The sequence below is a fragment of the Caballeronia sp. LZ029 genome, from assembly GCF_031451275.1.
In the GTDB taxonomy this organism is placed as follows: Bacteria; Pseudomonadota; Gammaproteobacteria; order Burkholderiales; family Burkholderiaceae; genus Caballeronia; species Caballeronia jiangsuensis.
In genome coordinates, this window is the sequence record NZ_JARUXO010000001.1 from 1,218,386 (window position 1) to 1,243,217 (window position 24,832).

Below are 24,832 nucleotides of genomic sequence, written 5' to 3' on the forward strand. Positions count from 1 at the left end.
CTTCGGATTCCTATGCGGGCGCGGAGCGACAGCCCAAAGCGGCACTTCGCCGCGTACTTTCATCGAAACTTTCTCCGCTTCCATCCCCGTTACTACAATACAACCACGCACCTACACGTGACGGGGGACGCCATGTTCAAACACATACTCGTGCCGACCGACGGCTCCGAGCTATCGCAAAAGGCCATCGACGGCGCGATCGATCTCGCGCAATCCGTTGGCGCGCGCATCACGGCTTACGCGTGCCTTCCGCAATATCCGTATTCGCCTTTCGCCGATGTCGCCGTCGAGCCGCCCGACGACTTCCACGCCCGCGCCGAGAACGAAGCGCGCGAGCACCTGCGCGCGGTCGAGCGCGCCGCCGAGAGCGCCGGCGTGGCCTGCACGAGCGTGACGAGCATCGATGCCGCGCCGTATATCGGCATCATCGAGGCAGCCGAGCAAAACGGCTGCGACGTGATTCTGATGGCATCGCACGGACGTCGCGGACTCGGAAGCTTGCTAATCGGCAGCGAAACGCAGCGCGTGCTGACGCATACGAAGATTCCGGTCATCGTGTACCGCTGATGCTCAAACGAAAAGCGCACGCGATGCGCTTTCGTTTGAGCGCCGGCCGTGGCGCATTGCTGCATGCGCCACGGCCTCCGCTTCTTTTCACCGCTCTCCCTGATTCGACCTGCCTGATGCGGTATTACGCGACCTTCTTGTCGAAGAACTGCTCGTCTTCGGTCGATCCGTGCAGCGCGGTCGTCGAAGCGTCGCGCTCGACCGTCTGCGTGACGGCGTCGAAGTAGCCCGTGCCCACTTCGCGCTGATGCTTCACCGCCGTGAATCCCTTGTCGGCGGCGGCGAATTCGGCCTGCTGCAACTCGACGAACGCGCTCATCTGCGAACGGGCGTAGCCGTGCGCGAGGTTGAACATCGAGTAGTTCAGCGCGTGGAAGCCCGCGAGCGTGATGAACTGGAACTTGTAGCCCATCGCGCCCAGCTCGCGCTGGAACTTGGCGATGGTCGCGTCGTCCAGATTCTTCTTCCAGTTGAACGACGGCGAGCAGTTGTACGACAGCATCTTGTCCGGGAACTGCTTGTGGATCGCCTCGGCGAACTTCTTCGCGTATTCGAGATCCGGTTTGCCGGTTTCGCACCACACGAGATCCGCGTACGGCGCGTAGGCGAGGCCGCGCGAGACCGCCTGTGCGAGACCCGGCTTCGTGCGGAAGAAGCCTTCCACGGTGCGCTCGCCGGTGAGGAACGGCTTGTCGTTGTCGTCGATGTCGGACGTGACGAGATCGGCGGCTTCGGCATCGGTGCGCGCGATGAGCAGTGTCGGCACGCCGCACACGTCCGCAGCGAGGCGCGCGGCCGACAGCTTCGCGACGTTCTCGCGCGTCGGAACGAGCACCTTGCCGCCCATGTGGCCGCATTTCTTGACCGACGCCAGTTGATCCTCGAAGTGCACGCCCGCCGCGCCGGCTTCGATCATCGCCTTCATCAGTTCGAACGCGTTGAGCACGCCGCCGAAGCCCGCTTCGGCATCGGCCACGATCGGCGCGAAGTAATCGATGTAGCCTTCATCGCCCGGATTCTTGCCTTCCGACCATTGAATCTGATCGGCGCGCGTGAGCGTGTTGTTGATGCGCTTCACGACGAGCGGCACGGAGTTCGCCGGATACAGCGACTGGTCCGGATACATTTCGCCCGCGACGTTGGCGTCGCCGGCCACCTGCCAGCCCGACAGATAGATCGCCTTGAGGCCGGCCTTGACCTGCTGCATCGCCTGATTGCCGGTCAGCGCGCCGAGCGCGTTGACGAAAGGCTCCTCGTGAATCGATGCCCACAGCCTTTCGGCGCCGCGGCGTGCGAGCGTGTGCTCCGGCTGCACCGAGCCACGCAAACGCACGACGTCATCCGCCGAATAGCCGCGTTTGATGCCTTTCCAGCGCGGATCGGATTCCCATTGCTGCTGGAGTTGCTGAGCCTGTTGTTGGCGTGAGGTCATGGCGTTTCTCCTCGAGACTGGACCGATGTTCCTGATTGGCTTGAGCTCCGATGCGCCTGGCTGGGCGGCCTACGTTTGCTCAACTCTTATATAAGAGTCTAGGCAAACGTCGACCTGCGAAACACCCCTCGGAAGGAGATTTGTGCTTTATTTTTATCGCAGTAAATCAATGGGATACGATCGACATTCCGTATTGCAGAACGATGTTTTCTATCTTGCAACGGACGAGTTTGTGCCGCGCAGCACATCTTTTGCGACACAAAAGAACATTGCGCATCGTGAAATATGGCGACGGGACGAAAAAAAACCGATGCGCGAGGCATCGGTTTTTTTGTCGAATCAGAGAACGGTGATCGACACCGTTCCCTGAAAGCCGCTTAGCTGCCGCGGCGCGGGGCGCGCGGGCCGTCGTTGCGGCGTGCGCTGTAGCCGTCGCGCGAGCCGAAGCCGCCTTCGCCACGGTTGCCGCCGCGATAACCGCCGTCGCTGTTGCCGCCGCGATAACCGCCATCGCTGTTGCCGCCACGGTAGCCGCCGCCGTCACGCGAACCTGCGTTCGATTTGTTGCCATAGCCGCCCGCGTTGCCCGGACCGAAGCCACGGCCGCTGCTGCTGCTGCCGCCACCGTTGCCGCCGAAACGACGACCGCCGCCGCCGTTGCCGCCCGGACGGCCACGACCGCCGCCGCCACCGAAACCACCCTTCGGCGGCGCCCTGCGCGGCTCGAAGCCCGCAACGACGTTCACCGGCAGCGGCGTGCGCACGAAGCGCTCGATGCGCTTCAGCGCGCCCATTTCGGCGTAATGCACGAGGCTCACCGCCGTGCCGCTACGGCCGGCACGACCGGTACGGCCGATACGGTGCACGTAGTCTTCCGCGAACTTCGGCAGATCGTAGTTGAAGACGTGCGTGATGCCGGGAATGTCGATGCCGCGTGCCGCGACATCGGTCGCGACCAGCACGCGCACACGACGCTCGCGCAGCGCACGGATCGTGCGATTGCGCGCGCCTTGCGGCAGATCGCCGTGCAGCGCGGCGGATTCGAAGCCCGCGTCGGCGAGACGATTGGCGATGAGATCGGCGTCGCTCTTCGTCGCCGTGAAGACGATCGCCTGGTCGAGACCGGAGTCGCGCAACAGATGGTCGAGCAGACGATCCTTGTGATCGCGGTCATCCACGTAATGCACGGCCTGCGCGATGTTGCCGTTCGCTTCGAGCTTTTGAACGATCTCGATCCGCTCCGGATCCTTCAGCAGACGCCCGGTCAGCGACGTGATCTTGCTGTCGATGGTGGCGGAGAAGAGCAAGGTCTGGCGCGAGGCCGGCGTCGCGTCGACGATACGCTCGATGTCTTCGATGAAGCCCATGTCGAGCATGCGGTCGGCTTCGTCGAGCACGAGCATGTCCAGGTTCGACAGATCGATACGGCCGCGCTCGAGGTGATCGATCAGGCGTCCGGGCGTCGCGACGAGAATCTCGGGATTCTTGGCGAGCAGCATCAATTGCTGACCATAGGCGACACCGCCGAGAATGCTGACGGTGCGCAGACGGCGCAGGTGCTTGCCGTACGTGGTCGCGGCGGTGGAAACCTGCATCGCGAGTTCGCGTGTCGGCGTGAGCACGAGCAGACGCGGACGCGCGACCGGCTGCGGACGGCGGCCACGCGCCGCATTCGCATCACGCGGCTCGCGCGGCTGCTGCGCTTCCTGCTTTTGCAGTTGCGAGAATTTTTCGATGGCCGGCAGCATGAACGCCGCCGTTTTGCCCGAACCGGTCGGGCTGGAAACGAGCAGATCGCGGCCGGCGAGCGCTGCGGGAATCGCGCGCTGCTGCACGGGCGTCGGGCTCTGGTAGCCCGCGGCGGTCAGCGCGGACACGATATCGGCGCAAAGGCCGAGCGATTCGAAACTGGGGCCGGCGGGTTTTTCTGCCTGCGCTGCGGGTGCGTCGGTGGCCGGGATGTCGGCGGTGGGGGCGATGCCAATGTTTGCTGCGAGATTGTCCAACGGGCTAGCGGTGAAGCTCGAAGTCATGTCGATCCTTGAAACGAGGAATAAGGCGTCGGCGCCAATCGGCATACCCAAGTCGTTGGATTCAGCGAGCGAAGAAACAGCGAGCAAATCGAAAAACGGGGGCTACTCGCGCGAACGTGCGGCGAGCATGTTTTGTTAGAAGCTGTATCGGATACGGCAGGCTCGATCGTTCGAACATGAACGACGGGCGCTGACGTCAGCCTGATGCATGACGGGCCGCGGAACATACTGCGCGCAATAAAACCGCGCAACGGCCTAGCAGGGAGGGGACAGTTTCTAAACTGGATTGGGGCGAAACGCTACGAAGCGCCTTGCTGCGCGAGGCTTTGCCGAAGAAGCAGGCAACCCGCAGTCGAGCGCTAGCCGCAAGTATATCTGAATTTGCTGCACCGCGCCACATTTTGAAGCGCGGCCGCGCCATCGCAGGGCATCGACGGCGCGGCGTGTCATCCGCAATCGCGTCAGGCCGCTTCGCCTCGCTTGAGCGACTCGACGAGTTCCACGTAGCGCGCTTTCGCATCGTCGGCGGGTGTGCCTTCGAGCGCGGCCCACGCTTCGTATTTGTACTTGCCGGCGATGTCCGTGAAACCCGGCTTGTCACCCTGCACATCGCCCACGCTCGCCTGCTTGAACAACGCGTAGAGACGCAGCAGCGTGAGATTGCCGGGACGCTCGGGCAACTGCGTCACGTCGGTCTGGGCGGCAGCGAATTGCTGATCGATGTCGGTCATGCGTTCTCCGTTCTTATCGAGATAGGACCGGACGATCTTAGCAAGCGAGGCGGGCGAGACAGGTCGAGGCTTTCCTCCAACCGAGGATGCCTACCAGACGCGATTCGGATCGCGCCGCTTGTGCGGATGGCGCGAATGCGGCGCATGTCCCGCATTACAATACCGGCTATGACACGCACCGTTTTGCTCGCTCTCGACACGTCGACGGAGTTTTGCTCCGTCGCGCTCCTGCTCGCCGACACCGCTTTCGCCGCCATTCAACCTGCCGCCGCACCGCAGTATTCAAACGGCGACACGCGCGTCTGGTTTCGCCACGAGGCGACCGGCGCCGTTTCGAGCACGCGCCTTTTGCCCGCCGTGCGCGAGCTATTCGATGACGCCGGCCTCGCGCTCGCCGATTGCGCCGCGATCGCATTCGGTGCGGGCCCCGGCTCGTTTACCGGCCTGCGCACCGCGACGGGCGTCGCGCAAGGGCTGGCGTTCGGCCTGAGCGTGCCGGTCGTGCCGGTGAGCACGCTGCTCGCTTGCGCGGAAGGCGCGCGGCTGAACGATCCGTCGGTTCCGCCGCGCGTGCTCGCGGCGCTCGATGCCCGCATGGACGAGGTCTACTGGGCCGACTTCGAATTCGATGCCGTCGCAGGCGACTGGCGCACGCTTCACGGCGCCGCGCTCGATGCGCCCGGCGCGCTGCCGCTGCCGGACGTGCCGTTTGCGCTCGCCGGCAATGCAGCGGCGGCGTTTGGCGATCGCCTGCCGGCGGTGGCCGCCGCCGCGCGTGTCGATCGTGAGGCGCTGCCGCATGCGTTGCCGCTCGCGCTCATCGGCTTGCGTGCCTTGCGGGCCGGTCGCACCGTCGCGCCCGAGCACGCCGCGCCGGAATACGTGCGCGACAAGGTTGCTCAGACGACGGCGGAGCGTATGCGGGCTCGCGAGGAGGCGATTCGGTGAGCGGGGTGCTGCTGGCCGATCGGTATCTCACGCCGATGACCGAAGCCGACCTCGACGAAGTCGCCGCGGTCGAAAAGCTCGCCTACGAGTTTCCCTGGAGCCGCGGCAATTTCCAGGATTCGCTGCGCAACGGCTATTACGGCGTGTGCCTGCGCCATGTCACCGGCACGCTGATCGGTTATTGCGTGCTGATGCCTGTTGTCGACGAGATGCATCTGCTTAACCTGTGCGTCGCGCCGGCGGCGCAGCGCGCGGGCGCGGGACTCACGCTGCTGCGCGAAGCGGTGCGCATCACGCGCACGGAGAAGCTCGATGGCGTGCTGCTCGAAGTGCGGCCGTCCAATCCGCGCGCGATCCAGCTATACGAGCGCTTCGGCTTCACCGCAATCGGACGCCGCAAGAACTATTACCCCGCGCGGCATCGCTCGCGCGAGGACGCAATCGTCATGCGTCTGTCGTTTTCGAAGGAGAGTGCGCATGGCGCTCGATGAATCGCTGATTGAGGAACTGGGAATCGGGCCCGTTTGGGTGCGGCGGGGTGTCGTGGCCGTGGCGCCCGTCGAGTCGGTTGAATCCGTTGAATCCGCCGCGCCGGAGCCGGAAGCGCCCGCGCCCGTCGGAATGCGGCAAGCGCCGAAGCCCGCCGAGCCGCCGTCGCCGGTCGTGCAGCCGGAATCCGACGTGCCGCCCCTCGACGCCTACGACGATCTTCCCTGGACCGACGACGCCCCCGCGCACGCCGAAGCCGCCGCCGTCGAAGTGCCGAGCGACGTCCACACGCTCGACTGGGATGCGCTCGCCGAGCGCGTCGCGAACTGCGAGCGCTGCCGGCTGTGCGAGCGCCGCACGAACACGGTCTTCGGTGTCGGCGATCGCGAAGCGGACTGGATGCTGATCGGCGAAGCGCCGGGCGAGAACGAGGACAAGCAGGGCGAGCCGTTCGTCGGTCAGGCCGGCAAGCTGCTCGACAATATGCTGCGCGCGCTCACGCTGTCGCGGCAGTCGAACGTCTATATCGCGAACGTGATCAAGTGCCGCCCGCCCGGCAACCGCAATCCCGAACTCGATGAAGTCGCGCGCTGCGAGCCGTATCTGCAACGTCAGGTCGAGCTCGTTAAGCCGAAAGTCATCGTCGCGATGGGGCGCTTCGCCGCGCAAAGCCTTCTGAAAAACGAGGCCAGCATCGCGTCGATGCGCGGGCGCGTGCACGAGTACCGCGGCGTGCCGGTCATCGTCACGTATCACCCGGCCTATCTGTTGCGCAGCCTTCAGGACAAGTCGAAGGCGTGGGCCGATCTCTGTCTCGCGCGCAACACGTATCGCGAGGCGCTCGCCGCGCTCGGCGTCGAGCAAGGAGCGGAAAAGGGCGGCGTCTGATGGCCACGCAGGCGAGCGAGCTCACGCGACTCGTCGATCGTTTCGACGACGTCACCGTCCGCGATCTCGCCTGGCTGCTTTTTGCGCCCGATCTATTGCGTGAGGGCGACGTGCCTCTCGCGCATCCGCTCGCCTCGACGCAGGAGCGCGACGCGACGCTAGCCTGGCTCGCGACGCTCGATGCCGCGCCCCAGACGCTCCACGATCACGCGCGCGATCCCAAGCTCACGCGCCTCGGCATCTACGCCGAGAGCCTCATCCGATTCTTCCTCTCGCACGGACCGGCGGCGCGCCTCGTCGCGGCGAACGTGCCGTTGCGGCGACAGCGGCGCACCATCGGCGAATGCGATTTTCTGCTCGAATCGGCGAACGGCGTTCGGTTGCACTGGGAACTGGCGGTGAAGTTCTACCTGCATATCGGCGATGCCGATGCAGCGAGCGCCGCGCGTCTGTCCAACTATGTCGGACCGAATCTCCAGGATCGCTTCGATCTGAAGCACGCGCGGCTCGTCACGCATCAGCTCGCCATGACCTCGCGCGCGGAATTCGCCGCGCTCGGCTTCGAAGGGCCGTGGCGCGCGCAGTTGTTCATCAAGGGGCGACTCTTCTATCACGGCGTCGGAGACGCGCATGTCGAACCGGCGCGCGAGATCGGCGCGAGTCATCTGCGCGGATGGTGGCTGACGGCGTCGGAATGGCGCGAGGCGCGGGCGAACGCATCGGACGATGCACGCGCGTGGGTCGTGCAGCCGCGCATGGCGTGGCTTGCGTCGCGGCGTCTCGATGCGGCCGCCGCCGCGACGTTGATCGCGGAATCGGATGCGATCCGCGCGCGTCTGGAAACGACCATCGCGCCGACGATGATCGCAGCTTATGCGCGCGACGACGCGGGGAAATGGATCGAGGAATCGCGCGGTTTCATCGTGCCGGACGACTGGCCGGCGCGTGCGCGCGAGTTCGCCGCAGCGGCGCCCTGATTGCCGCGCCGACTACCACCAGCGATAGAAGTGATGCACTGGCCCCACGCCGTGACCCACGTCGAGCCGCACGCTCGCCTCGATCGCGCCGGTCAGATAGCGCTTGGCTTCGGCGGTCGCGCTCGCGAGATCGTCGGTTTGCGGGATCAGCGCCGCGATCGCCGACGACAACGTGCAGCCCGTGCCGTGCGTGTTCTTGAGCGGCACGCGCGCGCCGCCGAGCCTGAGCGAACCGCTCGCCTCGATGAGCCAGTCGGGACTATCGGATGACGCGAGATGGCCGCCTTTCATTAGCACGGCCTGCGCGCCGAGCGCGCGCAATGCGTCGCCCTGACGGACCATCGCGTCTTCATCGACGGCGCTTTCGACGCCGAGCAGCGCCGCCGCTTCCGGCAGATTCGGCGTGACGAGCGTCGCGAGCGGCAGCAGTTCGTCGCGCAGCGCGGCGACCGCGTCCGGCGCGAGCAGCGCGTGATTGCTCTTCGAGATCATCACGGTGTCGAGCACAACATGTTTGGGCCGATGACGCTTCAGCGCATCGGCGACCGCGCGCACGATGCCCGCGTTCGCGAGCATGCCGATCTTCACGGCATCGATGCGAATGTCGTCGAACACGGCGTCGAGTTGCGCGGTGATGAACGCCGGTTCCGGCGCATGGACCGCCGTGACGCCGCGCGTGTTCTGCGCGGTGAGCGCCGTCACGACGCTCGCGCCGTACGCGCCGAGCGCGGAGAAAGCCTTCAGATCGGCCTGGATGCCCGCGCCGCCGCCCGAGTCGGAGCCTGCGATCGTGAGCACGTTGGGAATGGTTTTCGTGGCGGACATAGCGGAATCAGGTTCGGGCGCGCAGGACGGTGGCGCGCAATGCAGCGGCGGCTTCGCGCGGATCGGCGGCCTTGCAGATGGCCGAGACCACGGCGAGACCGGCGGGCTTCGCGCGCATCACATCGGCGGCGTTATGCGCCTGGATGCCGCCGATCGCCACGGTCGGCAGACGTGCGGCGGCGCAGATTTCAGCGAGGCCGTCGATGCCGCAGGGCGTGGAGGCGTCGGTTTTCGTCGGCGTCGCGTACACCGGTCCCGCGCCGAGATAGTCGATGACGCCCGCGAGCTTTTGCGCGTCGGCGGTTTCGTCGAGATTCGATACCGACAGACCGATCAGCGCATCCGGCCCGAGCAAGCGACGCGCGGCATCGGCGGGCAGATCGCGTTGGCCGACGTGCACGCCATCGGCGCCGACGGCCAGCGCGACATCGACATGATCGTTGATGACGAACGGCACGCCATGCGCGCGCGTGATCGGCAACACCGCGCGCGCGAGGTCGAACCACGCGCGCTTGTGCCATTCGGGCGCGCGCAGTTGCACGATGGTCGCGCCGCCTTCGAGCGCGGCACGCGCGACGGCGATCGCGGCATCGTGCCCGCCGCACTGCACGGGATCGAGCACGAGATAGAGCGAGAGATCGAACGAAGCGCGCATGATCAGCCGGAAACGATGTCGCGCTGCACGAGCGTTTTCTCGAACGCTTCGGCATCGAGCGAGGCGAGCCGGTCCAGATATGCGACGGCAAAGCTGCCGGGCAGGGCGGCGTCTCGCGCGGCGAGTTCGCCGGCGATGGTCGAATACGCGATCGCGGCGACGGTCGCGGCCCAGAACTCGTCGCGATCCGATGCCGTGCCGACGAACGCCGCGACCGTCGCGGAGAGCGCGCAGCCGACGCCCGTCACGCGCGTCATCAGCGGCGAGCCGTTCGACAGCGCGATGACGCGGCGGCCATCGGTCACGTAGTCGATCTGGCCCGTCACCGCGACCACGGCCTGCGTCTTCAGCGCGAGGACTTGCGCGGCATCGAGCGCGGCATCGGTGGCGGCGGTGCTGTCGACACCGCGCCCGCTTGCGGCGCCGCCCGACAGGCTGATGATCTCCGACGCGTTGCCGCGAATCACCGCGGGCTTCGAATCGAGCAGATCGAGCGCGAACTCCGTGCGGAACGAAAGCGGGCCGACCGCGACCGGATCGAGCACCCACGGCTTGCCCGCGCCGTTGGCGGCCTCGACGGCGGCGCGGATCGCGCGGCTCTGCGGCACGTCGAGCGTGCCGAGATTGACCGACAGCGCATGGGCTATGGGCGCGAACTCGCCGACTTCCTCGCGCGCGACGACCATCGCCGGTGCGGCGCCGATCGCGAGCAGCACGTTCGCGGTGAAGTTCGTGACGACGAGGTTCGTCAGGCAGTGCACGAGCGGCGCGCGTTCGCGCACGCGGTTGACGAACGAGAAGAGGTCGGCGGCGAGCATGATGGAGTCGATCGAAATGAAAGCGCGCGACGTGTCAGTGCCGCGCTTCGCCGATCAGCGCGACCGAATCGAACGCGCGCTGATTGGCCTGATGCCGCCGCATCACGAAGTACATCATCAGGCAGACGAACGAGCCGAACAGCACGATGACGAACTGGATCGGCATGTCGAGCCACACGAGCACCGCGTAGAGGCACAGCATGACGAGCACCGAGAGGTTCTCGTTGAAATTCTGCACGGCGATGGAATGTCCGGCGGACAGCAGGACGTGTCCGCGATGCTGGAGCAGCGCGTTCATCGGCACGACGAAAAAGCCCGACAGACCGCCGACGATCATCAGGAACAGATACGCGACGAGCAGATAGCCGGGGAAGTGCATCTTGCCGAAATAGATGCCCCAGTGCGCGGGAAAGAGATGGCGCGTGTAGAAGGCCATCAGCATGACGGCGAGGCCCATGATGATGCCGACCGGCAGCACGCTCAACGAGCGCTTGAGGGGCACGCGCGCGGCCGCGAGCACCGCGCCCACCGCGACGCCGACCGCGATCACCGCCTGCAGGATCGCCGCCTGGGAAAGCGTCATGCCGAGCGACACTTCGGCCCATTTCAGCACGATGAACTGCAGCGTCGCGCCCGCGCCCCAGAAGAGCGTCGTGACGGCGAGCGAGATCTGGCCGAGCTTGTCGCGCCACAGCACGAGAAAGCAGTCGGCGAAATCGGTGATGAGCTTGAGCGGCCGCGTCTCCTGCTTCGGATAGCGCGCGCCGGTGTCGGGAATGCGCAGGTTGAACATCGCGGCGACGATGTACATCAGCACGATGACGAGCATCGCGGCTTCGGCGGGCGTGTGGATGCGCGGAATGTTCAGCGACAACAGGTGACTCGCGATATGCGGGCTGATGAGCGCGCCGCCCATCACGGTGCCGAGAATGATCGAGCCGACGGTCGTGCCTTCGATCCAGCCGTTCGCGGCGACGAGCCGGTCGGCTGGCAGGAGTTCGGTGAGAATGCCGTACTTCGCCGGCGAATACGCGGCGGCGCCGAAGCCGACGATGCCGTACGCGAGCAGCGGATGCGCGCCGAAGAGCATCGTCAGGCAACCGACGACCTTGATCGTGTTGGTCACGAACATCACGTGGCCCTTGGGCCGGGAATCCGCGAAAGCACCGACGAAAGCCGCGAGAATCACATACGACAGGACGAAGAACAGCTTGAGCAGCGGCGTCATCCAGTTCGGCGCGTGAAGGTCTTTCAGCAGTGCAATGGCAGCGATCAGTAGAGCGTTGTCGGCCAGCGAAGAGAAAAACTGCGCGGCCATGATGGTGTAAAAACCTTTTTTCATCTGATCCGAAGCTTTCCTCACTGCGGGTGATCCGCCCCGGGCGCCTGTCATGCGCTCGGGCTTATGCCTTTCGAAATGGGTTGTGCGCACGGCTTTATAACACGAAAATAGGCGCATTCTGACTAGCAGTAATCTCGATCGCGCGAGAAATGACACGTTCGTGCCTGAGATTCCTCATAAGATACTGATTCGCAAGGTGTCCCGGTCGGAGCAGCGCGACGCGTCCCGCTGTCGTATGCTCACCTTTTGGACCGCACTCACTGCAATTCCACCAAACGCTCATGCCTCGCCCCCTTTCTGCAACGATCCACACCGCCGCACTCGCCAACAACCTCGCCATTGCACGCAAGTACGCGCCGAAATCCAAGATCTGGGCCGTCGTCAAGGCCAATGCGTATGGCCACGGACTCGCGCGAGCGTTCCCCGGCTTGCGCGCAACGGACGGCTTTGGCCTTCTCGACCTCGAAGAAGCCGCGAAGTTGCGTGAATTGGGCTGGGCGGGGCCGATTCTTTTGCTGGAGGGCTTTTTCCGGCCGACCGACATCGACGTGATCGACCGCTACAGCCTGACCACGGCCGTTCACTGCGACGAGCAGTTGCGCATGCTGGAAATGGCGCGCCTCTCGAAGCCCATCAACATCCAGTTGAAGATGAACAGTGGCATGAACCGCCTCGGTTACACGCCGGAAAAGTTCCGTACCGCGTGGGAGCGGGCGCGCGCCGTGCAGGGCATCGGTCAGATCACGCTCATGACCCATTTTTCCGATGCCGACGGCCCGCGCGGCATCGCGCATCAACTGGAGGCGTTCGAGCGCGGCGCGGAAGGCATCGCGGGCGCGCGCAGCCTCGCCAATTCGGCGGCGGTGCTGTGGCACCCGGACGCGCATGTCGACTGGGTGCGGCCGGGCATCATGCTGTACGGCGCGTCGCCGTCGGGCGTGACCGCCGATATCGCCGGCACGGGTCTCAAGCCCGCGATGACATTCCAGTCCGAGCTGATCGCCGTGCAGACGGTCGATGCGGGAAGCAGCATCGGCTATGGCTCGACGTATACGGCGGGCACATCGATGCGCGTCGGCGTGGTCGCGTGCGGCTACGCGGACGGCTATCCGCGCGTGGCGCCGGAAGGCACGCCGGTGATCGTCGATGGCGTGAGGACGAAGCTCGTCGGCCGCGTATCGATGGACATGCTGACCGTCGACCTCACGCCGTGCCCGGGCGCGGGCATCGGCTCGCGCGTCGAACTGTGGGGCACGAATCTGCCGATCGACGACGTCGCCAGCGCGGCGGGCACCATCGGCTATGAACTCATGTGCGCGATCGCGCAGCGCGTGCCGGTGCGCGCGGAATAACTCTTTCAGCGTCGATGACGCAATTCGAAGCAAGGCTCTGTGTGGCGAAAGCAGCAAAAGCAAAAACGCTCTATACGTGTAGCGAATGCGGCGGACAGTCGCCGAAATGGACGGGCCAGTGCGCCGCGTGCGGGGCGTGGAACACGCTGGTGGAATCGGTGGAGCAGGCGGCGTCGGCGCATCGCTTTCAGGCGCTCGCGAAGAGTTCGCCGGTGCGCAAGCTCGCTGAAATCGAGGCGTCGGACGTGCCGCGCTTCACGACCGGCGTCGGCGAGTTCGACCGCGTTCTGGGCGGCGGTCTGGTGCCGGGCGGCGTGGTGCTGATCGGCGGCGATCCGGGCATCGGCAAATCGACGCTGCTGTTGCAATCGCTCGCGGAAATTGCGCGCGAGCGGCCCGCGCTCTACGTGAGCGGCGAGGAATCCGGCGCGCAGATCGCGTTGCGCGCGCAGCGGCTCGGGTTGATCGGCGAAGCGAGCGCGGTCGGCGATCTCGGACTGCTGGCGGAAATCCAGCTCGAAAAAATCCAGGCGACCATCGACGAGCAACGGCCCGAAGTCGCGGTGATCGACTCCATTCAGACCATCTACTCGGAAGCGCTGACATCCGCGCCCGGCTCGGTCGCACAGGTGCGCGAGTGCGCGGCGCAACTGACGCGCATCGCCAAGCAGACGGGCACGTCGATCATCATGGTTGGCCACGTGACGAAGGAGGGCAGTCTCGCGGGGCCGCGCGTGCTCGAACATATCGTCGATACCGTGCTGTACTTCGAGGGCGACACGCATTCGTCGTTCAGGCTCGTGCGCGCGTTCAAGAATCGCTTCGGCGCGGTCAACGAACTCGGCGTCTTCGCGATGACCGAAAAGGGCTTGCGCGGCGTCGCGAATCCGTCGGCGCTGTTCCTGTCGCAACACGAGCAGAGCGTGCCGGGTTCGTGCGTGCTCGTGACGCAGGAAGGCTCGCGGCCGCTCTTGGTCGAGGTGCAGGCGCTCGTGGATACGGCGCACGTGCCCAATCCGCGCCGGCTCGCGGTCGGTCTGGAGCAGAACCGGCTCGCGCTGTTGCTGGCCGTGTTGCACAGGCACGCGGGCATCGCGTGCTTCGATCAGGACGTGTTCCTGAACGCGGTCGGCGGCGTGAAGATCACCGAGCCCGCCGCCGATCTGGCCGTGCTGCTCGCCATTCACTCGTCGATGCGCAACAAGCCGCTGCCCAAGGGCCTCATCACGTTCGGCGAAGTGGGGCTGGCCGGCGAAATCCGGCCTTCGCCGCGCGGTCAGGATCGTCTGAAGGAAGCCGCCAAGCTCGGTTTCTCGATGGCGCTGATTCCGAAGGCGAACGCGCCGAAACAGGCGATCGACGGCCTGAAGGTGATCGCGGTGGACCGCATCGAGGAAGCAATCGACCGGGTCCGCGATCTCGAATGACCCGGTGATCGGGCCCTTCGTAACGGGGCGTAAGAATCCGGTTGCTCTATGTAACCCAAGCAACGCGCGGTTTTTCTATCCTAACGGGGCTACGGACCTGGCCAACTTTGCTCGACGCAGTTCAAAAGGCGAAGTGGCTGGAAGGATCGAGAGGACCACGCATTGAAACACTCAAAATCAACCCGGCCGAAGCCCGCGTTTCATCTGCGCGGATGCCGCGTCTCGGCGCCGCTTCAGCAGCCTTGGGGAAGCGGTTGCCGGATCGTCGAATGGATCGACGAGCAAGGGCAGATCTCGCGCCGCGTCGTCGCGGCCGATATCACCGAGGATCAGGTCGTCGCGACCATTCGCCAGCATGTGACGGGCCGCAAGCACGTGCTCGTCGACGACGAACATCAGCCGCGCCAGGTTCTGCCCCGACGTTAGGCTTCCCGAAAGAGCGGATGCGCCGCCGCTTCGGCGGGCGTAAGCACGGGCGCAACGCAGCAATCGAGCGGCTCGAGCAGCGTCATCCACTCGTCGCGTGTGCGCTCACGAAAGCGCGCGGTAAGCTGCGCCGACAATTCCGCCGCGTCCGCTCCGCCGATCGCCTGTCCGAGACTCCAGTGCCGCGTCGCCCAGTCGGGACGGCCGAGCGCCTCGCACAAGGTCTGCCAGAACTTCAGTTCCAGCGCGCCGACCGCGACGAAACGGTCGTCGCGCGTGCGATACACGTCGTAACAGGGCACGCCGCCGTTCAGCAGGCCCGCTCCGGCCCGCGTCCCCGCTTCGTTGGCATTGGCGAGCGCGATATGCGCCATCACGTTGTGCGCGTGCGTCGCGTGCGTCATCGAGACATTCAGGCAGCGGCCTTCGCCGCCGCGCGCGACATGCCACGCCGCCGCGAGTATTTCCATGACGGCCGAAAGCGCGCCGCCGAGCAGATCCGCCAGTTGAAAATTCGGCGCGACAGGCGTGCCGTCACGCGTCGCGAGCTGATCGAGCACGCCCGCATACGCGATGTAGTTCAGATCGTGACCGGCCTTGTGCGCGAACGGGCCGTCGCCGCCGAAACCCGTGATCGCGCAATAGACGAGCTTCGGATTGGCCTCGCGCAACACGTCATAGCCGACGCCCAGCCGCGCCATCACCGAAGGGCGGAAGCTTTCGACCAGAACATCCGCGTCGCGCGCGAGCTCGATCAGCTTCGCGCGGCCTTTGTCCGTCTTGAGATCGAGCGTGAGTTGCCGCTTGCCGCGATTGACGATGCGATAGAACGCGCTCGGCGTGCCGCTTTGCCGGTCGGCTTCGTTTTGCAGCATCGTGCGCGCGTAGTCGCCTTCGCCGGGCGGCTCGATCTTCAGCACGTCGGCGCCGAGTTCGGCGAGCCGCAAGGTGGCGACGGGACCCGGAAGAAGCCGCGTCAGATCGAGCACGCGCAGGCCGGTAAGAGAAGGCGTCAAGTCGTCGATCTCCGGTTATGAGCCGATCTGCTCCAGTTCCTCGTGCGTTTCGAGCCACTCCATTTCGAGCGTTTCGAGGCGCGCATTGACTTCGCCTTGGCGGCGGATCGTCTCGGTGAGTTTCGTCTTCATCGCGGCTTCGTAACTCGCGGGCTCGGCGACGAACGCATCGAGCTGCGTCTTCTCCGCGTTGAGCTTTTCCATCTCCTTCTCGATTTTCGCGATGCGCGATTGCAGCGGCTTCCTCAGATGCGCGAACTTTTGCCGCTCCTGCGCTTCCTGCCGGCGCTGTTCCTTGCGATTGAGCGCGCTGTCCTGCGCGTCGCCCGACGCCGCGCCGCCGGCTTCCTTCGCCGCCGCGCGCGTTTCGGCGGCGTGTTGCAGGAGCCAGTCGCGGTAATCGTCGAGATCGCCGTCGAAAGGATTCAGACGATGCTTCGCGACGAGCATGAAGGTATCGGTGGTCGCGCGCAGCAGATGCCGGTCGTGCGACACGAGAATCAGCGTGCCCTCGAACTGCGCGAGCGCCATGGTCAGCGCGTGGCGCGTTTCGAGGTCGAGGTGGTTGGTCGGCTCGTCGAGCAGCAGCAGATTCGGCTTCTGCCAGATGATGAGCGCCAGCGCGAGCCGCGCCTTCTCGCCGCCCGAGAAGGGCGCGATTTTCGCCGTCGCCATCTCGCCGGAGAAGTTGAAGCTGCCGAGGAAATCGCGCAGTTCCTGCTCGCGCGTGTCGGGCGCGAGGCGCGCGAGGTGCTGGATCGCCGAATCGTCGGGGCGCAGGGTTTCGAGCTGATGCTGCGCGAAATAGCCGATTTGCAGGCCTTTGCCCTGTCGCACGTCGCCGGAAAGCGGTTCGAGCGTGTGCGCGAGCGTCTTGATGAGCGTCGACTTGCCCTGGCCGTTCGCGCCGAGCAAGCCGATGCGCTGGCCGTTCTGAATCGACAGCGTCACGCCCTCGACGATCGGAATCTCGCCGCCCGCGTCGTTGTGATAGCCGCAGCGCACGCTCTCCATGACCATCATCGGATTGGGCGCGGCATCGGGCTCGCGGAATTCGAACGTGAAGGGCGAACTCGCATGAGCGGGCGCGATGAGCTCCATCTTCTCCAGCGCCTTCACGCGGCTTTGCGCCTGCTTCGCCTTGGTTGCCTTGGCCTTGAAGCGGTTGATGAAGCTCTGCAGATGCTCGACGGTCTTCTGCTGCTTTTCATACGCGCTTTGCTGCAGCGCGATCTGCTGCGCGCGCAGCACTTCGAACTGGCTGTAGTTGCCGCCGTAACGCTTCACCTGACGATTTTCCAGATGCAGCGTGACATTGCAGACCGAATCGAGAAACTCGCGGTCGTGCGAAATGACGACGAGCGTGCCCGGATAGCGCCCGAGCCAGTCTTCCAGCCAGACGATGGCGTCCAGGTCGAGGTGGTTGGTCGGTTCGTCGAGAAGCAGCAGGTCGGACGGGCACATCAGCGCCTGCGCGAGATTCAGCCGCATGCGCCAGCCGCCCGAAAAGCTCGATACCGGCTCGCGCGTCTGCTCCAGTGTGAAGCCCAGACCAAGCAGAAGCGTTTCGGCGCGCGCGGGCGCGGTGTAGCCGTCGGCGTCGGCGAAGGCTGCGTGGGCTTCCGCTTCGGCGGCGCCTTCATGCGCGGCTGAGGCCGCCGCGATACGCGCCTCGATGTCGCGCAGATGCGTGTCGCCGTCGAGCGTGTAATCGAGCGCGCTGCGGTCCACGGCGGGCGTTTCCTGCGCGACATGCGCGATGCGCCACGACGGCGGCATCGAAAAGTCGCCGCCGTCCGCGTGCAGCTCGCCGCGCAGCACGGAAAAGAGCGTGGACTTGCCCGCGCCGTTCGCGCCGACGAGACCGGCTTTCTCGCCCGGGTTGAGCGTGAAGCTCGTGTCTTCGAAGAGCGGCTTGGTGCCGCGGGACAGGCTGAACTGATTGAAACGGATCACGTCGGAGGGGCGGCGAAGGGGCGCGGCTTTTGAGGGAAAGCGCTATTTTAGACCGGACCGCCTGCGAGGCAGGGGTCGGCCGTTCGGCCGATGGCAGACGAACGCGCGCCGGGTTAGCATCGCCTATCTTTCATCGACTTCATTTCGCGGAGCACGCCATGAGGGCAGCCAACGAAGGCATCTACGGCTTCACGGCCGAAACACTCGACGGCGCGACCGTCGGTCTCGACACCTACCGCGACAAGGTGCTGCTCATCGTGAATACGGCGAGCGAATGCGGTTTCACGCCGCAGTACAAGGGTTTGCAGGAGATCTACCAGCAATTCTCGGCGCGCGGTTTCGAGGTGCTCGGGTTCCCGTGCAACCAGTTCGGCAAGCAGGAGCCGGGCGACGCCGGGCAGATCGGCGCTTTCTGCGAGAAGAACTACGGCGTCACGTTTCCGATGTTCGCCAAGATCGAGGTGAACGGCGCGAACGCGCATCCGCTCTACAAATATCTGAAGGACAAGGAGCCGGGCCTGCTCGGCATCGAAGCGATCAAATGGAACTTCACGAAGTTTCTCGTCGATCGCAAGGGAAGCGTCATCAAGCGTTATGCGCCGCAGACGAAACCGGAGTCGATCACCGAGGACATCGAGAAGCTGCTCTGAGCGTCGGGCGCGCTCACAGGATCGGCGAGAAAAGGCGCGCGACGTGCATCGCCATGCGCCGCCAGAAGGCCTTGCCGCGATAGTCGTCGCTGTCGATCTCGAAGGACTCCGCGAAGTCCGCGAGCAGCATCGATTCGACCTGGCTTGCGAACGCGCGATCGACCGTCAGCACCGTGATCTCGAAGTTCAGGCGAAACGACCGGTTGTCGAGATTCGCGCTGCCGATCGAAGCGGCGATGTCGTCGACGAGCACGACCTTCTGATGCAGAAAGCCCGGCTGGTAGCGGAAGATGCGCACGCCCGCCTGGACGAGATCGTACGCATAGAGCCGTGACGCGGCGAACACCACGCGATGATCGCGCCGGCTCGGAATCAGGATGCGCACGTCCACGCCGCGCATCACCGCGAGCCTCAACGCCGAGAACACGGCTTCGTCGGGAATCAGATAGGGCGATGTGATCCAGATACGTTCGCGCGCCGCGTTGATCGCCTCGACGAAAAAGAGCGAGCAGGTTTCCTGCTTGTCGGCGGGGCCGCTCGACAGCACCATGCAGTGCATGTTTCCGTCCGAATGCGGCGCGGGGCCGAGTTCGGGCAGACGCTGTGTCGCCCAGTACCAGTCTTCGGTGAACACGAACTGGATGCTCGCGACCGCCGGACCGCGCACTTCCACGTGCGTGTCCCGCCACGGCGAGAGTCGCGGATTGCCGCCGAGATACTCGACGCCCACGTTATGCCCGCCGACGAACGCGCACTTGCCGTCCACCACGACGATCTTCCGATGATTGCGGAAGTTGATCTGAAAGCGATGCACGAACTTGCGCGTGGCCGCGAACGGATGCGCCTCGACGCCGCCCGCGCGCAGCGCGTTCACGTAGCGATGCGGCAGGTCGAAGCTGCCGATGCTGTCGTAAAGGAAGTACACGCGCACGCCCGCCTGGGCCTTTTTGATGAGCGCGTCCTTGAGTTTGTCGCCGAGTTCGTCGGCGCGCACGATGAAGAACTGCACGACGACATAGCGTTCGGCCGCCGCGATCGCGTCGAGGATCGCGTTAAAGGTGGCGTCGCCATTGATGAGCACGCGCGCCGAGTTGCCGCGCAGGAACGGCATGCCGGAGAGACGCTGCAACGTGCGGATGGTCGGATTGCCGAGATAGGCCGCCGGTCCCGGTGCGATCTCGCCGCGCACGCCGGCGGCATCGACGAGCGCCGTGGCTTCGGGCGCATCGCTGCGTGCGCCCGAGTCCCATTCGGCGGGCTTCGAGCGGCTGCGCAGGATTTCGATCTCCAGCCGCCGCTCGTCGATATAGCCCGCGAACTTGCTGCGGCCGAGAAAGAGGTAGGGAATCAGCGTGAAGTAAGGCATCGCGACGAGCGACACCGCCCACGCCACCGCGCCTTGCGACGTGCGAGTGTTGATGACGGCATGGATCGCGGCGATCACGCCGAGGACATGCGCGGCCATCACGAGCGTGCCGAGGTGTAGCCAGTCGGATGCTTGCATAGGCGCGAGAGGGAGCGAAGTGCTTCGCTAATGGCGATTTGCCATCTTACCCAACCCTTCCGCGCGAAGTGTTGGCGAACGTTGCAGCGTGCGTCGCCGCAACGTTCTGTCAGGCAGAGGGTTTACGCCGGGAGATCGGCGGCCTGGATCAGGAACACGTTGTCGTCGCCGGCGCTGGTCGAGAGCCAGACGAGATCGAGACCGCCGAGCGCGGCTTCCACGTTCGGCCGCTCGTTGCCGATTTCGACGACGAGCACGCCGTCCTCGGTCAGCCAGTTGCGCGCGTCGCGCACGATGCGCCGCACGACGTCCATGCCGTCCGCGCCGCCCGCGAGCGCGAGTTCGGGCTCGTGCCGGTACTCTTCCGGCAGCGCCTGCATCGCCTGTGCGTTGACGTACGGCGGATTGGTGATGATCACCTCGTAGCGCGCGGACGGAAGCGGCGCGTACAGGTCGCCTTCGTAGAGACTCACGCGCTCGCCGAGTGCGTATTCGTCGACGTTGCGGCGCGCGACCGCGATCGCATCGGCGGAGATATCGACGGCATCGACATCGGCGTTCTCGAAGGCCTGCGCCGCGAGAATCGCGAGACAGCCCGAGCCGGTGCACAGTTCGAGCACGCGCGTGACCTGATCCGGATCGGCGACGTACGGCTGCAAGCCGTCCTGCAGCAATTCGCCGATGAACGAGCGCGGCACGATCACGCGCTCGTCGACATAGAAGCGGCGTCCGTGCATCCAGGCTTCCTGCGTGATGTACGCGGCGGGAATGCGTTCCTTCGCGCGGCGCTCGATCACTTTCATGACGGCGTCGATTTCTTCGTCGAGCAGACGCGCGTCGAGAAACGGGTCGAGCGTGTCGAGCGGCAGATGCAGCGTATGCAGGATCAGATACGCGGCTTCGTCGTAGGCATTGGCCGAGCCGTGGCCGAACGACAGGCCTGCTTCGGTGAAGCGCGAGACGCCGAAGCGCAGCAGGTCGCGCACGGTGGTGAAGGGCAGCGCCATCGAAGGCTCCTTTTTATTGTGAGATTGAATTCAGGCGATCAGTTGTTCGAGCACGCGCCGGTACACGTTTTTCAACGGCTCGATGAAGCGCACCTCGACATGCTCGTCGATCTTGTGGATCGTGCCGTTGGGCGGGCCGAACTCCACGACCTGATCGCAGATGCGGGCGATGAAGCGTCCATCGGAGGTGCCGCCCGTGGTAGACAGTTCGGTGCGCACGCCGGTTTCATCGGCGATGGCTTGTTCGAGCGCCTCCGACAGCGCGCCACGCGGCGTGAGAAAGGGCAGGCCGCTCACGATCCATGTCAGATCGTAGTCGAGGCCGTGCCGGTCGAGAATCGCGTGCACGCGGCTTTGCAGGCTCTCGACCGTGCTCGCCGTCGAGAAGCGGAAGTTGAACATCAGATCGGCGTGGCCGGGAATGATGTTGGTCGCGCCGGTGCCGGAATGCAGGTTCGACACTTGCCAGGTGGTCGGCGGGAAGTATTCGTTGCCGTCGTCCCAGCGCTCGGCGACGAGTTCTGCAAGCGCGGGCGCGAGCAGATGCACCGGATTCTTCGCGAGATGCGGATACGCAATGTGCCCCTGCACGCCCTTGACGACGAGCTTGCCCGTCATCGAGCCGCGCCGGCCGTTCTTGACCATGTCGCCGAGCGTGGCGTTCGAAGTCGGCTCGCCGACGATGCAGTAGTCGAGCCGAATGCCCCGCGCCTGCAACGCTTCGACGACCTTGATCGTGCCGTCGGTGGCGGGGCCTTCTTCATCGCTGGTGATGAGAAACGCGAGCGTGCCGCGATGCTCCGGATGCTTTGCGACGAACTCTTCGCTCGACACGACGAACGCCGCGAGCGACGCCTTCATGTCCGCCGCGCCGCGGCCGAAGAGCTTGCCGTCGCGGTGAGTGGCCTTGAAGGGCGGCGAAGTCCATTGTTCGAGCGGGCCGGTCGGCACGACATCGGTGTGGCCGGCGAACGCGAGCAGTTTGGCCGACGCGTCCGTGCCGCGCTTCACGGCCCACAGGTTGGTGACGCCGCCCGATTCGATCGTTTCACATTCGAAGCCGATCGCCGCAAGCCGCTCGATCATGAGCGCCTGACAAGCCTGGTCGTCGGGCGTGACGGATGCGCGTTCGATCAGCGCTTCGGTGAGGGAGAGGGTGCCGGACATGGTCGTATTGAATCGATGCGATAAAAAAATGCCGGCGCGCAGGCCGGCACTCGTAGCAATCTTGCGATGACCGTCGAGTTCACAGTCATCGCGTTCACTTCAGGCGAAGAGCGTTTCGTACTGCTCGGCGGAAAATCCGAGCGTCTTCACGCGCCCGTTCACGACGACGACCGGCCGCTTGATGATCGACGGCTTGTGGATCATCAGCGCGATCGCGCCGCCGGTCGTATCGGCTTCAGCCTTGTGCACCTCCGACAAGCCGCGCCACGTCGTGCCGCGCTTGTTGATGAGCTGGTCGAGCGGCACGTCCTTCAGCCAGTCCTGGATCAGCGCGTTCGACACGCCAGCCTTCTTGAAGTCGTGAAACTCGAACGGCACGCCGTGCTCTTCCAGCCACACGCGCGCTTTTTTCACGGTGTCGCAATTCGGAATGCCGTAGACGACCGTGGTTGGGGTCGAGCCGCGCGCCACGATCAGTCGCCTCGCAGCAGTTCGTTCAGGCCGACCTTCGCGCGCGTCTTGGCATCGACCTTCTTGACGATCACCGCGCAGTACAGGCTGTGCGAGCCGTCCTTCGAAGGCAGATTGCCCGCCACGACGACCGAGCCCGCCGGAATGCGGCCGTAGCTGACTTCGCCGGTTTCGCGGTCGTAGATCTTGGTCGACTGGCCGAGATACACGCCCATCGAAATGACGGAATTTTCTTCGACGATCACGCCTTCCACCACTTCCGAACGCGCGCCGATGAAGCAGTTGTCCTCGATGATGACCGGGTTCGCCTGCAGCGGCTCCAGCACGCCGCCGATGCCCACGCCGCCCGAAAGATGCACGTTCTTGCCGATCTGCGCGCACGAGCCGACGGTGGCCCACGTGTCTACCATCGAGCCTTCATCGACATACGCGCCGATGTTCGTGTACGACGGCATCAGCACGACGTTCTTCGCGATGAACGAGCCGCGGCGCGCGATGGCCGGCGGCACGACGCGAAAGCCGCCCGCCGCGAAGTCTTCGGCCGTGTAGCTGGCGAACTTCGAGGGCACCTTGTCGTAGAACTGGGAGTAGCCGCCCGCGGGCATCGGCGCGTTGTCTTCCAGGCGGAACGACAGCAGCACGGCTTTCTTCAGCCACTGATTCACGATCCAGTCGCCGTCGCGCTTCTCGGCAACGCGCATCTGGCCTTTATCGAGCTGCTCGATGGCATGCGCGACGGCTTCGCGGACTTCGGCGGGCGCGGCCTTGGGCGACAGCTCGGCGCGGTTTTCCCAGGCGGTATCGATGATGCTCTGAAGTTGTTGCGACATAGTGGTATCAAGGATGGAGGATTGGACCGGCTGCGCTCAACGTAAGTCAGGATTTGAGCGAGCGGCAGAATTCGACGATGCGGCGGGCTCCTTCGACACATTCCGCGGTTTCGGCCACGAGCGCGATACGCACGAAACCTTCACCGGGATTCGTGCCGTGCGCGAAGCGAGCGAGAAAAGAGCCCGGCAGAACCGTAACATTATAGTCGGCGTACAGGCGCGCCGCGAACTCGGTATCCGTGAGCCCGGTGCCCGAAACGTTCGCCCAGAGGTAGAACGCGGCGTCGGGCAGGCGCACGTCGAGCACGTCGGCGAGCATCGGCGTGACTGTCTGGAATTTTTTCAGATACTTGGCGCGGTTGTCGCGCACGTGCGTTTCATCCTGCCATGCGACGACGCTCGCGCGCTGAAACACCGTCGACAGCGCCGCGCCGTGATACGTGCGATAGAGCAGGAAATCCTTCAGGACCGACGCATCGCCCGCGACGAAACCCGAGCGCATGCCGGGCACGTTCGAACGCTTCGACAGGCTCGACAACATCACGAGGCGATCGAAACCGCGATCGAGCAGCCGCGCCGCTTCGAGGCCGCCGAGCGGCGGATTGCCTTCGTCGAAATAGATTTCCGAATAGCACTCGTCCGACGCGATCACGAAGCCGTGTTTGTCCGACAGCGCGAAAAGCTCGCGCCAGTTGTCGAGCGTGAGCACCGCGCCCGTCGGATTGCCCGGCGAACACACGTAGAGCAGTTGCGTGCGCGCCCAGATGTGATCGGGCACCGCGGAATAGTCGCACGCGAAGTTGCGCGACGGATCGCTGTTGACGAAATACGGCTCGGCGCCCGCGAGCAAGGCCGCGCCTTCGTAGATTTGATAGAACGGGTTCGGACAGAGTACGATGGGCGGTTCGGCGGCGCTGGCCGTACGATTGTCCGCGCGGCTGTCGATCACGGTCTGCGCGAGCGCGAAGAGCGCTTCTCGCGAGCCGGCCACGGGCAGCACCTGCGTCGCCGCATCGATCGATGCGAGGCCGTAGCGCTGCATCACCCACGCCGCGATCGCCGCACGCAGCGGCTCGCTGCCGAGCGTCGCCGGGTACGAGGCGAGGCCGTCGAGCGAATCGATCACGGCGTCGCGGATCAGCGCGGGCGTCGGATGCTTCGGCTCGCCGATGCCGAAGCTGATCGGCGTGAATCCCGCGCGCGGCTCGATGCCCTTGAAGAGCGCGCGAAGCTTTTCGAACGGATAAGGCTGAAGTTTCTTGAGAAGTGGATTCACGGCGTGACCGGTAAGCAGTGAGCGATGCGCGCGAGGCAAAAAGCG

General features: G+C 65.1%; 24 protein-coding genes. 9 read left to right on the top strand and 15 right to left on the bottom strand.

Translation table 11 applies throughout. The features are described from left to right. The first annotated feature begins 132 nt into the window (after nucleotides 1-132). The gene (locus QCE73_RS05795) at nucleotides 133-567 is read left to right on the top strand and encodes a universal stress protein (protein WP_035503489.1); all 435 of its coding nucleotides are present in this window, start codon (nucleotides 133-135) and stop codon (nucleotides 565-567) included. 124 nt (nucleotides 568-691) lie between these two features. Here the strand turns inward: QCE73_RS05795 and aceA are convergent, their stop codons facing one another. The 3 genes from aceA to QCE73_RS05810 all read right to left on the bottom strand — a co-directional run bounded on the left by aceA (nucleotide 692) and on the right by QCE73_RS05810 (nucleotide 4,763). Continuing rightward, complete coding sequence (gene aceA, locus QCE73_RS05800; protein WP_238210410.1) at nucleotides 692-1,999, bottom strand: isocitrate lyase; 1,308 nt, start codon at nucleotides 1,997-1,999, stop codon at nucleotides 692-694. 377 nt (nucleotides 2,000-2,376) lie between these two features. Continuing rightward, the gene (locus tag QCE73_RS05805; protein WP_309880188.1) at nucleotides 2,377-4,032 is read right to left on the bottom strand and encodes a DEAD/DEAH box helicase; all 1,656 of its coding nucleotides are present in this window, start codon (nucleotides 4,030-4,032) and stop codon (nucleotides 2,377-2,379) included. Between the two features lie 461 nt (nucleotides 4,033-4,493). Continuing rightward, complete coding sequence (locus QCE73_RS05810) at nucleotides 4,494-4,763, bottom strand: acyl-CoA-binding protein (RefSeq protein WP_035503494.1); 270 nt, start codon at nucleotides 4,761-4,763, stop codon at nucleotides 4,494-4,496. A 168-nt stretch (nucleotides 4,764-4,931) separates the two neighbouring features. Here QCE73_RS05810 and tsaB point away from each other — a divergent pair, with 168 nt between their 5' ends. From tsaB to QCE73_RS05830, 4 genes are read left to right on the top strand one after another with little or no spacing between them, the layout of a single operon-like run. After that, the gene (gene tsaB / locus QCE73_RS05815; protein ID WP_309880189.1) at nucleotides 4,932-5,711 is read left to right on the top strand and encodes a tRNA (adenosine(37)-N6)-threonylcarbamoyltransferase complex dimerization subunit type 1 TsaB; all 780 of its coding nucleotides are present in this window, start codon (nucleotides 4,932-4,934) and stop codon (nucleotides 5,709-5,711) included. Further along, complete coding sequence (rimI, locus tag QCE73_RS05820) at nucleotides 5,708-6,202, top strand: ribosomal protein S18-alanine N-acetyltransferase (RefSeq protein WP_309880191.1); 495 nt, start codon at nucleotides 5,708-5,710, stop codon at nucleotides 6,200-6,202. Before tsaB ends, rimI begins: the two co-directional genes overlap by 4 nt. After that, the gene (locus QCE73_RS05825; RefSeq protein WP_309880192.1) at nucleotides 6,189-7,088 is read left to right on the top strand and encodes a uracil-DNA glycosylase; all 900 of its coding nucleotides are present in this window, start codon (nucleotides 6,189-6,191) and stop codon (nucleotides 7,086-7,088) included. Before rimI ends, QCE73_RS05825 begins: the two co-directional genes overlap by 14 nt. After that, entirely contained in the window at nucleotides 7,088-8,065 is a 978-nt protein-coding gene (locus QCE73_RS05830; protein WP_309880194.1) for a DUF1853 family protein, read from the top strand. Before QCE73_RS05825 ends, QCE73_RS05830 begins: the two co-directional genes overlap by 1 nt. Before the next feature lie 12 nt (nucleotides 8,066-8,077). Here the strand turns inward: QCE73_RS05830 and thiD are convergent, their stop codons facing one another. The 4 genes from thiD to lplT are packed head-to-tail and all read right to left on the bottom strand — an operon-like array spanning nucleotide 8,078 to nucleotide 11,705. Next, the gene (gene thiD / locus QCE73_RS05835; RefSeq protein ID WP_035503499.1) at nucleotides 8,078-8,890 is read right to left on the bottom strand and encodes a bifunctional hydroxymethylpyrimidine kinase/phosphomethylpyrimidine kinase; all 813 of its coding nucleotides are present in this window, start codon (nucleotides 8,888-8,890) and stop codon (nucleotides 8,078-8,080) included. Between the two features lie 7 nt (nucleotides 8,891-8,897). After that, nucleotides 8,898-9,545 carry a thiamine phosphate synthase gene (gene thiE, locus QCE73_RS05840; protein ID WP_309880195.1) on the bottom strand — a complete coding sequence of 216 codons (648 nt, stop codon included), beginning with the start codon at nucleotides 9,543-9,545 and terminating at the stop codon, nucleotides 8,898-8,900. 2 nt (nucleotides 9,546-9,547) lie between these two features. Further along, complete coding sequence (thiM, locus tag QCE73_RS05845) at nucleotides 9,548-10,363, bottom strand: hydroxyethylthiazole kinase (protein ID WP_309880197.1); 816 nt, start codon at nucleotides 10,361-10,363, stop codon at nucleotides 9,548-9,550. A gap of 34 nt (nucleotides 10,364-10,397) precedes the next feature. Then, a complete protein-coding gene (gene lplT / locus QCE73_RS05850; protein ID WP_035503501.1) occupies nucleotides 10,398-11,705 on the bottom strand; it encodes a lysophospholipid transporter LplT in 1,308 nt (435 codons plus the stop codon). A gap of 281 nt (nucleotides 11,706-11,986) precedes the next feature. On the opposite strand from lplT, the gene alr reads away from it, so the two are divergent. The 3 genes from alr to QCE73_RS05865 all read left to right on the top strand — a co-directional run bounded on the left by alr (nucleotide 11,987) and on the right by QCE73_RS05865 (nucleotide 14,910). Next, nucleotides 11,987-13,057 carry an alanine racemase gene (alr, locus tag QCE73_RS05855; protein ID WP_309880199.1) on the top strand — a complete coding sequence of 357 codons (1,071 nt, stop codon included), beginning with the start codon at nucleotides 11,987-11,989 and terminating at the stop codon, nucleotides 13,055-13,057. Nucleotides 13,058-13,098: 41 nt separating this feature from the next. Beyond that, entirely contained in the window at nucleotides 13,099-14,484 is a 1,386-nt protein-coding gene (gene radA / locus QCE73_RS05860) for a DNA repair protein RadA (protein WP_035503504.1), read from the top strand. Nucleotides 14,485-14,646: 162 nt separating this feature from the next. Then, complete coding sequence (locus tag QCE73_RS05865) at nucleotides 14,647-14,910, top strand: DUF2866 domain-containing protein (protein WP_035503507.1); 264 nt, start codon at nucleotides 14,647-14,649, stop codon at nucleotides 14,908-14,910. Here the strand turns inward: QCE73_RS05865 and QCE73_RS05870 are convergent. Continuing rightward, nucleotides 14,907-15,926, bottom strand: coding sequence for a CaiB/BaiF CoA-transferase family protein (locus QCE73_RS05870; RefSeq protein WP_309880200.1), 1,020 nt, complete (start codon nucleotides 15,924-15,926; stop codon nucleotides 14,907-14,909). The two genes, QCE73_RS05865 and QCE73_RS05870, sit on opposite strands and share 4 nt — an antisense overlap. Nucleotides 15,927-15,941: 15 nt before the next feature. After that, nucleotides 15,942-17,882 carry an ATP-binding cassette domain-containing protein gene (locus tag QCE73_RS05875; RefSeq protein ID WP_309880201.1) on the bottom strand — a complete coding sequence of 647 codons (1,941 nt, stop codon included), beginning with the start codon at nucleotides 17,880-17,882 and terminating at the stop codon, nucleotides 15,942-15,944. A gap of 158 nt (nucleotides 17,883-18,040) precedes the next feature. Here QCE73_RS05875 and QCE73_RS05880 point away from each other — a divergent pair, with 158 nt between their 5' ends. Continuing rightward, on the top strand, nucleotides 18,041-18,532 hold the full coding sequence (locus QCE73_RS05880; protein WP_309880203.1) for a glutathione peroxidase: 492 nt from the start codon (nucleotides 18,041-18,043) through the stop codon (nucleotides 18,530-18,532). A gap of 13 nt (nucleotides 18,533-18,545) precedes the next feature. Here the strand turns inward: QCE73_RS05880 and cls are convergent, their stop codons facing one another. The 6 genes from cls to dapC all read right to left on the bottom strand — a co-directional run bounded on the left by cls (nucleotide 18,546) and on the right by dapC (nucleotide 24,787). Continuing rightward, the gene (gene cls / locus QCE73_RS05885) at nucleotides 18,546-20,036 is read right to left on the bottom strand and encodes a cardiolipin synthase (RefSeq protein ID WP_309880205.1); all 1,491 of its coding nucleotides are present in this window, start codon (nucleotides 20,034-20,036) and stop codon (nucleotides 18,546-18,548) included. 122 nt (nucleotides 20,037-20,158) lie between these two features. Then, a complete protein-coding gene (gene prmB / locus QCE73_RS05890; protein ID WP_309880207.1) occupies nucleotides 20,159-21,043 on the bottom strand; it encodes a 50S ribosomal protein L3 N(5)-glutamine methyltransferase in 885 nt (294 codons plus the stop codon). A gap of 30 nt (nucleotides 21,044-21,073) precedes the next feature. Further along, nucleotides 21,074-22,210, bottom strand: coding sequence for a succinyl-diaminopimelate desuccinylase (gene dapE / locus QCE73_RS05895; protein WP_309880208.1), 1,137 nt, complete (start codon nucleotides 22,208-22,210; stop codon nucleotides 21,074-21,076). A gap of 99 nt (nucleotides 22,211-22,309) precedes the next feature. Beyond that, entirely contained in the window at nucleotides 22,310-22,681 is a 372-nt protein-coding gene (locus QCE73_RS05900) for an ArsC family reductase (protein WP_035503522.1), read from the bottom strand. Nucleotides 22,682-22,683: 2 nt separating this feature from the next. Continuing rightward, nucleotides 22,684-23,511 carry a 2,3,4,5-tetrahydropyridine-2,6-dicarboxylate N-succinyltransferase gene (dapD, locus tag QCE73_RS05905; protein WP_309880210.1) on the bottom strand — a complete coding sequence of 276 codons (828 nt, stop codon included), beginning with the start codon at nucleotides 23,509-23,511 and terminating at the stop codon, nucleotides 22,684-22,686. Nucleotides 23,512-23,557: 46 nt separating this feature from the next. Further along, nucleotides 23,558-24,787 (bottom strand): succinyldiaminopimelate transaminase, encoded by a 1,230-nt coding sequence (gene dapC / locus QCE73_RS05910; protein WP_309880211.1) that lies wholly within the window; start codon nucleotides 24,785-24,787, stop codon nucleotides 23,558-23,560. Nucleotides 24,788-24,832 lie beyond the last annotated feature (45 nt).

Excerpts from the sequence above, each read along its gene's own strand:
- QCE73_RS05795 (WP_035503489.1), top strand. The coding sequence starts at position 133 with ATGTTCAAACACATACTCGTGCCGACCGACGGCTCCGAGCTATCGCAA.
- aceA (WP_238210410.1), bottom strand. The coding sequence starts at position 1,999 with ATGACCTCACGCCAACAACAGGCTCAGCAACTCCAGCAGCAATGGGAA.
- QCE73_RS05805 (WP_309880188.1), bottom strand. The coding sequence starts at position 4,032 with ATGACTTCGAGCTTCACCGCTAGCCCGTTGGACAATCTCGCAGCAAAC.
- QCE73_RS05810 (WP_035503494.1), bottom strand. The coding sequence starts at position 4,763 with ATGACCGACATCGATCAGCAATTCGCTGCCGCCCAGACCGACGTGACG.
- tsaB (WP_309880189.1), top strand. The coding sequence starts at position 4,932 with ATGACACGCACCGTTTTGCTCGCTCTCGACACGTCGACGGAGTTTTGC.
- QCE73_RS05825 (WP_309880192.1), top strand. The coding sequence starts at position 6,189 with ATGGCGCTCGATGAATCGCTGATTGAGGAACTGGGAATCGGGCCCGTT.
- QCE73_RS05830 (WP_309880194.1), top strand. The coding sequence starts at position 7,088 with ATGGCCACGCAGGCGAGCGAGCTCACGCGACTCGTCGATCGTTTCGAC.
- thiD (WP_035503499.1), bottom strand. The coding sequence starts at position 8,890 with ATGTCCGCCACGAAAACCATTCCCAACGTGCTCACGATCGCAGGCTCC.
- thiE (WP_309880195.1), bottom strand. The coding sequence starts at position 9,545 with ATGCGCGCTTCGTTCGATCTCTCGCTCTATCTCGTGCTCGATCCCGTG.
- thiM (WP_309880197.1), bottom strand. The coding sequence starts at position 10,363 with ATGCTCGCCGCCGACCTCTTCTCGTTCGTCAACCGCGTGCGCGAACGC.
- lplT (WP_035503501.1), bottom strand. The coding sequence starts at position 11,705 with ATGAAAAAAGGTTTTTACACCATCATGGCCGCGCAGTTTTTCTCTTCG.
- alr (WP_309880199.1), top strand. The coding sequence starts at position 11,987 with ATGCCTCGCCCCCTTTCTGCAACGATCCACACCGCCGCACTCGCCAAC.
- QCE73_RS05880 (WP_309880203.1), top strand. The coding sequence starts at position 18,041 with ATGAGGGCAGCCAACGAAGGCATCTACGGCTTCACGGCCGAAACACTC.
- cls (WP_309880205.1), bottom strand. The coding sequence starts at position 20,036 with ATGCAAGCATCCGACTGGCTACACCTCGGCACGCTCGTGATGGCCGCG.
- prmB (WP_309880207.1), bottom strand. The coding sequence starts at position 21,043 with ATGGCGCTGCCCTTCACCACCGTGCGCGACCTGCTGCGCTTCGGCGTC.
- dapE (WP_309880208.1), bottom strand. The coding sequence starts at position 22,210 with ATGTCCGGCACCCTCTCCCTCACCGAAGCGCTGATCGAACGCGCATCC.
- dapD (WP_309880210.1), bottom strand. The coding sequence starts at position 23,511 with ATGTCGCAACAACTTCAGAGCATCATCGATACCGCCTGGGAAAACCGC.